This window comes from Pseudanabaena mucicola FACHB-723, assembly GCF_014696385.1.
Classification (GTDB): Bacteria; Cyanobacteriota; Cyanobacteriia; order Pseudanabaenales; family Pseudanabaenaceae; genus Pseudanabaena.
Map to the genome: position 1 here is coordinate 246,188 of NZ_JACJQB010000001.1, position 14,042 is coordinate 260,229.

General features: G+C 43.0%; 9 protein-coding genes. 7 read left to right on the forward strand and 2 right to left on the reverse strand.

The window, feature by feature from the left end; all coding sequences use genetic code 11:
- Nucleotides 1–214 precede the first annotated feature (214 nt).
- The 7 genes from H6F41_RS01080 to H6F41_RS01110 all read left to right on the forward strand — a co-directional run bounded on the left by H6F41_RS01080 (nt 215) and on the right by H6F41_RS01110 (nt 10,554).
- Nucleotides 215–1,288 carry a DMT family transporter gene (locus H6F41_RS01080; RefSeq protein WP_190401610.1) on the forward strand — a complete coding sequence of 358 codons (1,074 nt, stop codon included), beginning with the start codon at nt 215–217 and terminating at the stop codon, nt 1,286–1,288.
- A 14-nt stretch (nt 1,289–1,302) separates the two neighbouring features.
- Nucleotides 1,303–2,382, forward strand: coding sequence for a glycosyltransferase family protein (locus H6F41_RS01085; RefSeq protein ID WP_190401611.1), 1,080 nt, complete (start codon nt 1,303–1,305; stop codon nt 2,380–2,382).
- 79 nt (nt 2,383–2,461) lie between these two features.
- A complete protein-coding gene (locus H6F41_RS01090) occupies nt 2,462–3,397 on the forward strand; it encodes a pentapeptide repeat-containing protein (protein ID WP_190401612.1) in 936 nt (311 codons plus the stop codon).
- A 421-nt stretch (nt 3,398–3,818) separates the two neighbouring features.
- Nucleotides 3,819–5,750 (forward strand): ABC-F family ATP-binding cassette domain-containing protein, encoded by a 1,932-nt coding sequence (locus tag H6F41_RS01095; RefSeq protein WP_190401613.1) that lies wholly within the window; start codon nt 3,819–3,821, stop codon nt 5,748–5,750.
- A gap of 220 nt (nt 5,751–5,970) precedes the next feature.
- Complete coding sequence (locus H6F41_RS01100; RefSeq protein ID WP_190401614.1) at nt 5,971–8,445, forward strand: hybrid sensor histidine kinase/response regulator; 2,475 nt, start codon at nt 5,971–5,973, stop codon at nt 8,443–8,445.
- Nucleotides 8,446–8,482: 37 nt separating this feature from the next.
- On the forward strand, nt 8,483–9,301 hold the full coding sequence (locus tag H6F41_RS01105; protein WP_190401615.1) for a response regulator: 819 nt from the start codon (nt 8,483–8,485) through the stop codon (nt 9,299–9,301).
- Between the two features lie 44 nt (nt 9,302–9,345).
- Nucleotides 9,346–10,554, forward strand: coding sequence for a PQQ-dependent sugar dehydrogenase (locus H6F41_RS01110; protein ID WP_190401616.1), 1,209 nt, complete (start codon nt 9,346–9,348; stop codon nt 10,552–10,554).
- 188 nt (nt 10,555–10,742) lie between these two features.
- On the opposite strand, the gene H6F41_RS01115 is transcribed toward H6F41_RS01110, so the two are convergent.
- Nucleotides 10,743–11,837 carry a fatty acid desaturase family protein gene (locus H6F41_RS01115; RefSeq protein ID WP_190401617.1) on the reverse strand — a complete coding sequence of 365 codons (1,095 nt, stop codon included), beginning with the start codon at nt 11,835–11,837 and terminating at the stop codon, nt 10,743–10,745.
- A 343-nt stretch (nt 11,838–12,180) separates the two neighbouring features.
- Entirely contained in the window at nt 12,181–13,812 is a 1,632-nt protein-coding gene (locus tag H6F41_RS01120; RefSeq protein WP_190401618.1) for an iron uptake porin, read from the reverse strand.
- Nucleotides 13,813–14,042 lie beyond the last annotated feature (230 nt).

Here is a 14,042-nt window from a genome sequence, read left to right on the forward strand (position 1 = left end):
AAACTAGCTACCTACTCCATTCTCACCGAAGAAATAGACCTATAAAACCAAGAAATCACGGTGCGCGACAAAGCCGCGCACCGTGATTTCTTGACTGGGAAGAGAGTATCTACTAGATCTGAAACCCAATCTTGGTTTTGATCACGATAATATTGTTAATACTTCTTAGCATTCTTGCAATCAAACCCTGCCAGTCTAACCGCACATCTAAACTATGGATTCATCTAAGCCAGCGATCAGTTTGGGGCTAACTCGCCAGTCTCCGTTAATCATTGCGCCATTTTTCCTCTGGGGGACAGCTATGGTGGTGATGAAAGCCCTATTGCCAGAGACAAGTCCAATGTTTATGGCGGCGGTGCGACTCATTCCCGCAGGTATCCTCTTGGTAGTTGGTGGAGCTTATTTTGGCAGAGAGCAACCCAAGAGTTGGCAAGCATGGCTATGGATTAGCCTATTTGCGTTGGTTGATGGCACGATGTTTCAGGGCTTTTTGGCTCAGGGTTTGGTGCGTACCAATGCAGGGCTAGGCTCGTTGCTGATTGATTCACAACCCCTTGCTGTGGCTGTGCTAGCCGCCGTTTTATACAAAGAGCGGATTGGCATTGCCGCAACCCTTGGTCTATTAGTGGGCATCATTGGGATTGGGCTAATCGGTTTACCTACGGAACTAATGACAGCCTTGCTGGCGGGAGATGTGGGGACGGTGATCAAGGCTGGGGTGTTTACCCTTGGTGAATGGTTTATGCTCGGCGCATCATTGTCGATGGCGGTGGGGACAATTTTGATTCGTCCTGTGGTGCGCTATGCCGATCCTGTGATGGCGACTGGATGGCACATGATTATTGGTGGCTTGCCCCTACTGCTGTTTTCACAGCAGATCGAGCAGCAGCAATGGCAACACCTGTCGACTTGGGGATGGCTAGGCATGGCATATATGGCGATTATGGGCAGTGCGATCGCCTATGGATTATTTTTCTTGTTTGCATCTTCTGGCAGTTTGACGACCTTGAGCGCTTTGACTTTTTCGACCCCCGTATTTGCATTGATGTTCAGCAGTTTATTTTTAGGCGAAAACCTGACCTTGGTGCAGTGGCTCGGTGTAATTTTGACTCTGAGTAGTATTTATCTTGTCAGTATGCGTGGATCTGGTAAGGAGCATCAAGCTCCTATTGACGACCAACAGGAAATAGGAGATATTGCCACAACAAATCTTCTACCTGTGGCTGAGCAGGTTAGCGTGAGTTCACCTCTGCCAGTTTTGCAAAACCCTGTGAATGAACCACGATAAAACCTAGGAAAGCTATGCCTACTTTATATGCTGCAATTACCAATCATGGTTTTGGTCATGCTACGCGCACGGCAGCCGTCCTTTCTGAGCTGCAACGTCTAGCCCCTGAGATTAAACTGATCATTGCGACGACGGCTCCCCGTTGGTTATTGGAGGAATATATTGACGGGGATTTTATTTATCATCCCCGTGTGTTTGATGTGGGCGTAATTCAGCTTGATAGTTTGCAGGTCGATCGCGAGGCAACTTTTGCTGCATGGCAAAGGGTTTGGGAACAGCAGGCGGATTTGATTGCGGCTGAGGTGAAGTTTTTAGCCGAGCATAAGGTTGATTTAATTTTTGGAGATATTCCGCCGATGGTGGTGGAAATTGCGAAGGCTGCCAAGATTCCCTGCTGGATGGCAGGCAATTTCGGATGGGATTTTATTTATCGCGATTGGGGCGGCAAGTTTCACCAATTGGCGGATCATCTATCAGAAACCTACAGTTATTGCGATCGCTTGTTTCGGTTGCCCTTTGCCGAATCAATGAGTTCATTTTCCCATATTGAAGATGTGGGGCTAACTGGTGCAAAACCTAAGCATACGGCGGCATATCTGCGCGAGAAATTTAAGTTAGATAGTGATCGCCCTACAGCGCTGCTTACCTTTGGGGGACTAAGTTTACAGGCAATTCCCTATCAAAATCTCGAAAATTTTGCTGATTGGCAATTTATCACCTTTGATCGAGATGCACCTGACTTACCGAATCTCATTAAAGCTAATTGCGATCGCATTCGTCCTGTAGATGTGATGGTAGTTTGCGATCGCATTGTGACTAAACCCGGTTATGGCACGTTATCCGAGGCTTTGCGGATCGGTGTGCCTGTGGTATGTCTTACCCGTCAGGGCTTTTTAGAAGCAGAAACCCTGATCAATGGGGTGAAAAAATATGCTGAGCATCTGGTAATTGATCCGCAAGACTTTTATGCAGGGGATTGGTCATTTTTGACGGCTCCACTCCAACAACCCAGTTTAGATGATGTCCAAAAGCTGGATATGCATGGTGAAACTACAATTAATCAAGCAATTATAAATTTTTTGGTTGACAAGTGATAACCTGCTTGTTTTGATACACTTGGGATCTATTGGCGGCGTAAACTACAAATCTCTGTCGCTGTGGAATCGACAAACTATGGAACTCGATCAATGCTACAAACTTTTAGGCTTGACACCTAGCGCGACTTTAGAAGAAGTCAATAAAGCTTATAAAATCCTAGCGCTCCAATGGCATCCCGATCGCATTCCTAGAGAGAATGTACATCAGCAACTCCATGCCCAAGAAAAACTGAAAGAAATCAATCATGCAAGGGATAGCCTGCGGAAAGCGGCTGAGCAGAAAGCGTCACACACCCATACCAAATATACGCATACCTATCAAAGTTCTTATCAAACTGCTCACCAAACTGCTCATCAAAATCGGCAATATCACCAGCACCAGACGCGCTATCAAAGTCGTTACCAAAGCGCCTATCAAAATACGCAGGCGCAACAACAGGCTTCGCAGCAAAGTTCACAACAGACATCAGAGCGATCTTCAGAGCGTCATCGGTCTTACCAATCGCAATATCAGTCTCAAGCATCGCAAGCCTATCAGGCTTACAAGTCATCGCAGTCGGCGCAAGCGAGTCAAGCAACACCATCAGATACCTACAGCAAGTCTCAGCAACCCGCCGAAACTCCACCAAAAACACCGAAAACGGATCTCACAGGAGCCGACTTAAGGGGTGCAGATTTGCGGGAAAAGTATTTAGAGGGACGCAATTTAAGCTATGCCAACCTCAGCAACGCTAACTTAACGGATGCTTTTTTGCACCGCATCAATCTGCAAGGTGCAAACCTCCAAGGCGCAAATTTATTTCGAGCTAATTTATTTCAAGCTAATTTGCGGGATGCGGATCTACGGGGCGCAAATTTGATCGGGGCAGATCTGAGTGGAGCAGATTTAAGTGGAGCAAATTTGACGGGAGCTAAGGTGGGTTATGGCGAAAAAGTTATGGTAAAACTCACAAATGTTAACTTGCACGGTGCAACGATGCCTAATGGTGCAGTTTATTCATCGCGAAATTAAGCGATCCCTGCTCAATCCGACAGATCTAATGGCAAATGTGTAGATAAAAAATGTATATCTTTGCTTTTTTCTGTCAAAATAAAAATAGCGGGTATTGCCAAACGTTAGTTAGCAATCCACGCTATAGAGGAATTATCCGAGACATCGCAACACTCTATCGACAAAAAATCAAATCTACATCAGCAAAATTGCTTGACTTTAGATTCGTAGATATTGTCATAGAATTACAAAAAACTGGCATTTTTTGTCAGTATCCAGACCTCGCAATGCATTCTGCCATTTTTCAAGTAAAAACCTTGCTTTGAAATTTAGCGTTTTTGCAAAGCGGGGTCTATTCTTTTCTGTGGCGGTGCTTGGTGGACTGCCACTAGACTAAAATATAAGCTCACCATAGGCTCAAAAAGCTCAAAAATAATTAGGCATGGCACTTTTTACACTGCGATCACTCCGCAAAGATTTTGGTATCAAGGAAATCCTCAAGGATGCTAGCTTTAGCCTTGATGAAGGCGATAAGGTGGGGCTGATCGGTACAAATGGATCGGGCAAGTCTACCTTGCTCAAGATGATCGCAGGACTAGAGCATAGTGATGGTGGCGAACTCTGGGTAAACTCTAGCGCCAAGATTATTTATTTGCCACAGCAGCCTGACATGAATCCTGAGCATACAGTCTTAGAGCAGGTGTTTGCCGATAGTGGTGAGCAGATGTCGCTAGTCAAGGAATATGAAGAAATTTCGGATAAGTTAACCCATGGTCATGGCGATCAAGATCGCTTGCTGGAGCAGTTGTCGCGGGTTTCTGAGCGGATGGATCAGACTGGGGCTTGGGATTTAGAAACTAATGCCAAAATTGTGTTAACTAAGTTGGGCATTGATGATCTCGAAGCCAAGGTGGGCAGCCTGTCAGGTGGTTATCGGAAAAGAATTGCGATCGCATCGGCGTTATTATCTGCCCCCGATGTGTTGCTGATGGATGAGCCGACTAACCATTTAGATGCGCTCTCGGTCGAATGGTTACAAAGCTATCTCAATCGCTACCGTGGCGCATTGTTGTTAATTACCCACGATCGCTATTTTTTGGATCGAGTCACCAATCGCATTATTGAAATTGATCGTGGTGATTTGTATTCCTATGCGGGCAATTATTCTTACTATTTAGAAAAAAAGGCAGAATCGGAAGAGTCGGCACTAAGTACCCAGCGGAAACATGCGGGACTATTGCGCCGCGAACTAGAATGGCTCAAAAAGGGACCAAAGGCGCGGAGTACCAAACAAAAAGCGCGGATAGATCGCGCCCATGCCTTGCAAGCTACCGAATTTAAACAAGCCAATGCCAAGGTGGACATCACCACCGCGGGGCGACGCATTGGTAAAAAAGTCGTGGAACTCGATTGCATTAGTAAGTCCTATGGCGATCGAGTTTTAATTAAAGATTTCTCTTATAACTTCACGCCCGATGATCGCATCGGCATCATCGGCAGCAATGGTGCGGGCAAGTCCACATTGATGAATATCGTCACAGGGCGATTGCAACCTGACGAGGGTACGGTCGAGATCGGCACAACCATTCATTTTGGCTATTTCGATCAACATTCTGATGATTTGTCAGAGCATGGCAATCAGCGCGTGATTGACTATCTCAAAGATGTTGCAGAATTGGTCAAAACCTCCGATGGCAGTATCATTACTGCTTCGCAAATGCTAGAGCGGTTCCTCTTTCCAGGGAATACACAATATGCACCGATCAATAAATTGTCGGGAGGCGAAAAGCGCCGCTTATTCTTACTCAAAGTCTTGATGGCGGCTCCCAATGTTTTGATCCTTGATGAACCGACTAATGATCTTGATGTGCAGACTCTCGCCGTGTTGGAAGAGTATCTCGAAGAATTTAATGGCTGCGTAATTGTCGTTTCCCACGATCGCTATTTCCTCGATCGCACTGTGGAGATGGTTTTCTCCTTTGAGCCAGAGGGTGAAGTGCGCTTGTATCCCGGTAACTATTCGGTGTACTTGGAATACAAAAAAGACGAGGCGGAAAAAGAATCGAGTGACGCTAAGGAGCAGGCTCTCAAATCTGCTACTAAAGAACAAAAATCCAGTTCTAGTCCTGCCACAATACAGCCTGAAACCAAAAGAAATTCGCAACTTTCCTACAAAGAAAAACGGGAGTATGAAGAACTAGAGGCGAAAATCCCCAAATTGGAATCGGAAAAGGCACAAATCGAGAAAAAGCTTTATCACGATCCTCCTACTGGTCATGGCGAGTTGCAAAAGCTATCTGCTCGGTTGGCGGAACTAACAGAAACAATTGATCAGTCTACGGAGCGTTGGCTGGAACTTGCAGAGAGGGCGTGAACAACAGACCTTGATCCGACCTTTTCTGACCTTTTAGGTGTGGCTTGAGTATTAAAATGTTATGGGGCTGCCACGCATTAAAAGTGGAACTGACCAAAACAATTAATTAATCTTCAAAGTGTTGGCTGGAACTTGCAGAGTGAATTTAGCAAGAGATTGTGAAGGGCAGAACAGTTCGTCAATTCTTACGACTAGGATTTACAAAAAAAATAAATAGTCAATGAAAAGCAACCAATTGTCCACTCAAGAAACATCTAATAGCACCCATTGGAATCTGTCAAAACTAGGGATAGAAGTGCATAATTTGCGATGGTGGATTGAGTCTGGGTGCATTGCTGTTGTTTACTTTGTGTCATCTTGGTTTGCATCTAATACCATTTTCTCAACTTTTGGCCCCTCTCCTGTTTGGCCCGGATCTGGTTTAAATGTGGGCTTATTGTTAGTTTTCGGGCGATCGCGTTGGTTGGGAATGTTCTGCGGAATATTGTTGTTTAACCTGCACAGAAACTGGCTGAAAGTTTTGATACCCGCTTTAGGTGCAAGTATTGGTTCCACAATCGGTACATTAATTACAGTTTCTCTGATTTTAAAGTTTGCCCATACCAGATATCCATTTCTTAAAGTCCGCAATGTAGTTATATTTGCCATTTTTTCTACGTTTAGCGGAACTATCCTCCAAACCATAACGGGAGTTGGGATCTATACCTTAACGAGGAGATATGAAGGTGCTAATTTTATTACAAACTTTTTACTTCCTTGGTGGATTGGTGATTCGGTTGGTGTTTTAGTTTTTGCTTCCCTGGCTTTAGCATGGCTCTACCCAGAGCAGAGAAAAGAAATCACCTCTTATTTTAATTCTGAAGTAATTGCTGTTTTTGTAAGCATTGTGATCGTGGCTTGTCTTTCTTTTTACGAAGCCTACCCCCTTGAATACCTACTGTTACCACCATTACTTTGGTCAGCTTTTCGTTTTGGTCATAGGCTGACGACTTTACTGGTTATGTTTGTATCGATGGTAGCTTCGATCGCTACTGCAAATAGATACGGTGTATTTTATAAAGCGATCACGGCTGGAGATTCGCTCTTACTATTACAAATCTTTATGGGGGTGATTTCCATCACAACTCTGGCGATCTTGGCGATCGTTGCTGAAAATCGAAAAGTAAACTTGAAACTGCAAAGGGCAAATGTCGAACTAGAGCAAAAAGTGCTAGACCGCACCAGTGATTTGCGGCAGAGTGAGGCAAAGGCTCTAGAGCTTGCCGCCAAGGCAGAAGCGGCTAACCAAGCCAAAAGTACATTTATTGCCAATATGAGCCATGAACTGCGGTCACCCCTGAATGCAGTAATTGGCTTTTCCCAGTTAATGATGCGGAATAAGACTTTGCCGCCAGAGCATGTTGAAAATGCCAGTATCATCAATCGTAGTGGCGATTACCTGCTGACCTTGATTAATAATATTCTCGATCTATCTAAGATCGAGGCGGGGAAAACCAAACTGAATCCAAAGGATTTTGATCTGCATAAGTTGCTGGATGATGTGGAAGATATGCTGCACTTACAGGCAGTTAATGCAGATCTCAATTTGATTGTTAACTGCGATCGCAATATTCCCCGTTATATACATACTGATGAGGTGAAGTTGCGGCAAATTCTGATTAATTTATTGGGAAATGCGATTAAATTTACCAAAGCAGGCGAAATTTATTTGCAGGTCAATCTGGATAAACTTGATTCCCAAGATTGCGTTTTAAATTTTACAGTACGGGATACGGGGGTAGGCATTGCATCCGAAGATTTGGCTGAGCTATTTGTATCATTTACACAGGCTCAAGCAGGTCGAGATCATCAAGAAGGTACAGGCTTGGGTTTAGCAATTAGCCAGCAATTTGTGAAATTGATGGGCGGAGATATCGCCGTTACGAGCGAACTGGGTAAGGGTACAACTTTTCAATTTGATATTCATGCTCAGTTGGGTAATGAAGTAACTATTACAGATTCTAGTAAGCTCAAGCGAACTGTGGCATTAGCGCCCGATCAACCTACCTACCGCATTTTGGCTGTTGATGATAAACCGATTAACACCAAATTATTGACTAGTCTTCTTACACCGATTGGGTTTGATGTACGCGAAGCAAGTAATGGAAAAGAAGCGATCGCAATTTGGGAGGAATGGGAGCCTCATTTGATCTGGATGGACATGCGAATGCCTGTGATGGATGGCTATGAGGCAACTAAATATATCAAATCAACAATTAAAGGTAATGCGACCGCAATTATTGCGCTGACGGCAAGTGTTTTAGAAGAAGAAAAGGCGATTGTCCTCTCGACAGGATGCGATGATTTTATTCGTAAACCCTTCAGAACTGAGACAATTTTTGAAGTTATGGAAAAACACCTTGGTGTGAAATACTTATATGAAGAAGTCTCTGTCCATGAACAGGAACTTTATCGACATTTAAATAATCAAAATATTCTAGTCCCCGAAAACTTAAAAGCGATGCCAGATGACTGGATTATGAGATTATATAAAGCATCACTTGAGGCTGACTCAAATAGTGTACTTGATCTCATCGGGGTGATTCCAGACAAAGAGTCAGTTTTAAAGGAATATCTAACTAATATAGTCCGTAGTTTCCAATTTGAAAAATTACTTGATTTGACCGAACCTCTAGTTAATGAATTGGAGCTATAGATTTTTTGATTGCATTGAATAACTGCTAAATGAATACATGAGTTACATCCTTCCATCTGAAATAACTGGCAATATATTGCTGGTAGATGATACCCCTGAAAATCTGCAACTACTAACCGACCTACTATTTTCCTTGGGCTATAGTGTGCGTAGTGTGACTAGTGGCCGCATGGCAATTAAAACAGCAAAAGTGAAGAAACCAGATCTAATTCTTTTAGATATTAGAATGCCAGATATGGATGGTTATCAAGTATGTCAAGCCATGAAGGATGATCATGATTTAAAGGATATTCCGATCGTCTTTATTAGTTCTTTAGATGATGTGTTTGATAAGGTAAAAGCCTTTTGGTCAGGTGGCGTTGACTATATTTGTAAGCCTTTTAACACTGAAGAAGTGGTGGTGCGTCTCGAAAACCAACTCACGATTCAGCGTCAAAAGCAGCTTTTACAAGATGAAATCGCAAGACATAAAGAAACCGAAGAAATGCTGTATCAATCACGGGCAATGTTGACCAGTGTATTGAATAGCATCACCGATGGCATCGCCGCTATGCAAGCAGTCAGAGATACAATTACGGGGGATATTTTAGATTTTCGTTGCCTTGTGTTAAACCCTGTGGTTGCCAGACTTTTTGATCGAAGTCGCGAAGATTTAGTTGGTAGGTTAGTGCTACGACGATTTTTAGGGAAAGTCAACCCTCAGTTATTTGATCGCCTCGTCAATGTCGTGGAAACAGGGATACCTTTAGATGAAGAAGTTCCCCACCCTGCCGATCCAAATATTCGTTATCGGGTTATTGTCGTTAAGTTGGGGGATGGCTTCACAGTCACGATCAGAGATATTACTCCTAGGTAGTTCCGCACTACATTTAAAGTAAATTGCATAAATTGTGGCTACGTATGAATATTTCCCATGGTTTAGCGAGTATGGTGGCGATTGCGATCGCAGTAGCTATTGGTAGCTGTTCTACCACAGAAACAAAGGCAAATTCAGCGCCCAATGCTTCTCCAGATGTGGCGATGACACAGTCATCTACTCCAGTGGCGCAAGCTGCAACTAAGTTTCAGAAAGTTACGCTAGCCAGTGGCTTGGATCGTCCTTGGGGAATGGCGTGGCTACCCGATAGCTCAATTTTGATCACGGAGCGTGGTGGTAAGGTCAAAATTTGGCGGAATGGAGCTTTAGAAGAAATTGCGATCGCAAATATTCCTAACTTATTTGTCTCGGGGCAAGGAGGTCTGCTCGATATTGCCCTACATCCTCGCTTTACCGAAAATAAACTTGTTTACTTTACCTACGCGGCTGGCGACTTGCAATCAAATCGCACCAGTGTTTTCAGAGCCAAGTTTGATGGCAAAGCGCTCACCGATCCACAGGTAATTTTTGAAGTAAGCCCTAGCAAATCAGGTAATCAACATTTTGGGGCGCGAATCGCATGGCTACCCGATGAGACGATGCTAATTGCGATCGGTGATGGTGGCAATCCACCATTACAACTCAATGGCGAACTGATCCGTAACCAAGCTCAGAAATTAGATAGTCGTCTCGGCAAAATTGTCCGTATCAACGATGATGGCTCGATCCCTGCTGACAATCCCTTTGTGAAGTCTGCTAATGCCGATCCCGCAGTCTGGAGCTATGGACATCGCAATATCCAAGGATTATATGCCGATAACCAGTCTGGTCAAATCTGGGCAACCGAGCATGGCGCTCGCGGTGGTGATGAACTGAACTTAGTAGAAGCGGGTAAAAATTATGGCTGGCCCATAGTCACCTATAGTCAGGAGTATATTGGTGGTGCTGTGTCCGATCAGAAATCTCGCCCCGACATTCCCGAACCTAAATTAATCTGGACTCCCTCAACTGCGCCATCGGGTTTAACAGTATATCAAGGCGATCGCTTCCCTAATTGGCAGGGCAATATTTTTGCAGGCGGCTTAGTATCGAGAGATGTCGTCCGTATCAAGTTTGAAAATGGCAAAGCCAGCACACAAGAATCGATTGCGATCGGTCAAAGGGTTCGTGATGTTAGAACAGGAAAAGATGGATTGATTTATATTCTGACTGACGAAAGTAATGGGCAGTTAATTCGTTTAGAACCGCAATAAGAGCACAAAAAAGAAGGGGCAATTCATGAATTGCCCCTTCTTTCTGTGATGCCTTCACACTCACAATATCTTTATTAAAACCCAGAAGCGTGATTCGCCCTCTTTGCGGGCGAATCACGCTTCTGGGTTTTAAGGTTATTTATGCTGAACTACTTAAATTCAAATCCCGCATAGCGCAGAAATTCAAATTATTTAGATTGATTTAGATTAGGACAAGAAACTACTTTTGTGCCTGACCAATTGGTAAACGTAGTTTGATCAAGGTAATGACGTGGTGTTTGTAAAAGTAACTTCCATGCTTGACTCGCATCCATCAAATTAAATCGCTCTGGATAATGAGTTAACAGCAACTCTTGCACCATAGGATAGTAGCTAGGATTCATTCCGGGGAAAATATGATGCTCCGTATGATATGAAAAGTTAAGATGTAGAATATCAAATATTTTCGGCACACGAATAGAAAGACTATTCACCAAAGGATCATTTACTTCAGTCATACGACAAAGTAAGTGATTAGTGTAAATGTAAAACATTAAACCCGCATGTCCAATCCAAATTGGTAATAGGTATCCTAATAGAATCTTGAGTGGTGAGAAGTCGAGAATTGCAAGAATTGCGATATGTAAACCGATCATCACCAATAGCTCTACAATAATTTCTTTTCTTTCCTTTTCACTAACGCTAAAAGCAAACACTGGATATTTAGCGAAACGATTATTAAAAAATATTAATGATGTCAAATTGCGAAATGTATGTACCCCCCATGCATGACTCATACCAATTGTTAAAAGAATAGGATTTACTTCTGATGACGGTACGAAAGCATTTTGAATCCATTTTCCCCAGTTGTTGGGTTGTTGCGATAAATAATTGCGATCGGGATCTTGCTCTGAATTAGTCTTACTATGGTGTTCACGATTATGAACTGCTTTCCATAGAGTTGGCGGCATCCATAGCATTGTCAATCCCAATAGGCTCAGAAATCGGCGCAACCAAGGTGTGGTAATTGTGGAGCTATGCAATAAGCCATGGGTGCTAAACAGCAGCACAATAACACTATTTCCCATTGCGATCGCAATGGGAATATAGAGCCAAAGGTATTGCCAGTTCCACCGATCTAAATAAGACGCAATCCCCCAGCCCAAAACTAAAATGATAATATTTATCAATAAAATCCAGACCTTTTGAGGAGCTGGAGCAAAAGCTTCTACTGGAATTAATGGGCGTAATTTTTTGGCATAGTCAGCCTGTGACATTAAACAGTTTTGATCAGCAATATTCATTATGCAATTGTGTGAAATTGGCAAGTCAATTTGCGTTGATATATCCCCAAAAGACTATCTCCAAACAAGATTTAGATCTTGCTTAGGCACAAATTTATATAGAGTATGGAAAAAATTTCCCCAATACTTGAATATTTTAGCTCTTTTTAAAACAGCGTAAACTGTTGTAAGAATGTTTATAGAGTAGGTTCACGGATTATTTTTATACAAAGTGGGCATTTGCTCGTTATTTTCAGAGCAAGAGCTAGCTAGGATAAATCAAAAACAAAAAAGTGAGTTGCGGCGCAAAGCGCCGCAACTCACTTTTTTGTTTTTACAGAAAATCTTTGGGGATCTTTAAGATTTAGAAGGATAAAGTAGTGCGGATTACACCAACAGTTGCTGTGCCATTACGGGCATCGCTGCCTTGATTAAACACAAAGAACACACCCGGAGTGATACTGATATTCTTTGTAACAGGGAAGCGATAGAAGGTTTCAAGTTGATAAGGTGTGTTAGGACTTGTCAAGCTTATAAAATTAGCAGGAATTGCGCCACTAGCACTGGTAGTAAATAGAGGCTGACCAAAACTAATCGCTGCTAAATCACCTTCCTTAAACAGATCTTCACCAGAAACAGAGGCTAACCAACTAGTATTAGTTGTAGAAACAGCAGTATTCAGAGCCGTATTTCTACCATCAATAAATGACCAAGATCCCCAAACATTGAAGGTGTATTGCTTGGTGATATCCCAAATCAAGCTGCCAACAACAGTATTGCTGTTAAAAATAGAATTGGTCAAACCGGGAGTGGAACTGGCATTTAAACCTGCACCAAGACTACCTAAGGAAGTAAAAGCATTGGCATAGGTAGTACCCAAAGTGAGATTGTCGGTTGGCTTGAAGACAAACTGACCAATAAATTTAGTATCTCCACCAGTTACACCACCTAGACCAGTTGCCAATCCAGCATTAGAAGCACTGTAAGCACCTTGGAAATTAACCTTGCCAGACAGTTTCCAATCAAAACCTGCTACGGCTGGACTGCCACCAGAAGCGATACGGATTGCGGGATTAAATCTGCCAAAGCGAGAAATTGTTGCTTGACTATCGCTTTCAAGAGGGTTAAGAGGATTGATCACATCTTCTACTTGACCAATTGGGGCAATATAAGCCATGAAACTATCGCCAATTGGGAACTTGTAGTAGAGACGATTAATTTCAAAATTGTTATTGACTGTACCGCTTTCAAAGGATAGACGACTCGCATCATTAACGCCCAAAGCCGTGTCAAATCTTCCACCAGTATTGGTGTTAGATGCTTGTAAACGGGTTCTCAAAAGATCTTTACCAGTAAAACTAGTGTCAAGATTCAAGCGAACACGATAATTAAAAACTAGATTGGTTTTATCAGCTCCAGTGGGAAGAAAACTAGGTACAGCAGGGGTCGTAACCCCATCAGACGCAGCCGCAAGTCCAAAAATCGCTTCACCACGTAGTTTTGTGGTGGTAGAAAATTGCTGCGCTTCGAGCTTGGCAACCTTAGCGTCAAGGGCATCAACACGACCACGAAGGGTAGCTAGTTCGGCAGCAAACTCTTCTTGAAGTTTTTGCAAAGTAGCGAGGTCTTCTTGGGATACCTTATCAGCAAGACCAGCCGAGATGATTTCATTGATTTTATCCAAGCAAGCATTCAAGCCAGCAGCAAATTCGTAGCGGCTGGTGGCTTGGTTGCCACGGAAGGTGCTGTCGGGGTAACCAGCGATACAACCGTAACGCTCTACCAAGGATTGTAAAGCGGTGAAAGCCCAATCGGTAGGACGCACATCGCTGAGTTGAGATACAGAAGTTACATTTTGAGCAACGACATTGTTAATTGGATCTTTGCTGAGATTAGAAACACTGGTTGCTGTTTCAGCCACAGCCGCGTTTGCAGAGATACTAATTAATCCGAATAAACCTAAGCCACCAAATAGATTTGAAGCCACTTTTTTCATTATCTTACTCCTCACGAGAGTTAAGTTTTAAAATTTGTCTGAATGTAATGCGGTGACCAAGGTATATCTATCTTGTTCTTGATACAATCGGTGTTTGTAGAGAATAGACATGAATTTGAGTATTACAATTTATTTGCACAATAGCCGCAAACCCCATTCATAGGAACCAAGTTTTTTATTGTCAATCTTTTGTCAATAGGTCTAGCAAAGCATTTTAAAAAACTAGGTTT

Bases quoted from the DNA above. Each gene is read 5' to 3' on its own strand.
- H6F41_RS01095 (WP_190401613.1), top strand. From the start codon at position 3,819: ATGGCACTTTTTACACTGCGATCACTCCGCAAAGATTTTGGTATCAAG.
- H6F41_RS01110 (WP_190401616.1), top strand. From the start codon at position 9,346: ATGAATATTTCCCATGGTTTAGCGAGTATGGTGGCGATTGCGATCGCA.
- H6F41_RS01090 (WP_190401612.1), top strand. From the start codon at position 2,462: ATGGAACTCGATCAATGCTACAAACTTTTAGGCTTGACACCTAGCGCG.
- H6F41_RS01085 (WP_190401611.1), top strand. From the start codon at position 1,303: ATGCCTACTTTATATGCTGCAATTACCAATCATGGTTTTGGTCATGCT.
- H6F41_RS01115 (WP_190401617.1), bottom strand. From the start codon at position 11,837: ATGAATATTGCTGATCAAAACTGTTTAATGTCACAGGCTGACTATGCC.
- H6F41_RS01100 (WP_190401614.1), top strand. From the start codon at position 5,971: ATGAAAAGCAACCAATTGTCCACTCAAGAAACATCTAATAGCACCCAT.
- H6F41_RS01105 (WP_190401615.1), top strand. From the start codon at position 8,483: ATGAGTTACATCCTTCCATCTGAAATAACTGGCAATATATTGCTGGTA.
- H6F41_RS01080 (WP_190401610.1), top strand. From the start codon at position 215: ATGGATTCATCTAAGCCAGCGATCAGTTTGGGGCTAACTCGCCAGTCT.
- H6F41_RS01120 (WP_190401618.1), bottom strand. From the start codon at position 13,812: ATGAAAAAAGTGGCTTCAAATCTATTTGGTGGCTTAGGTTTATTCGGA.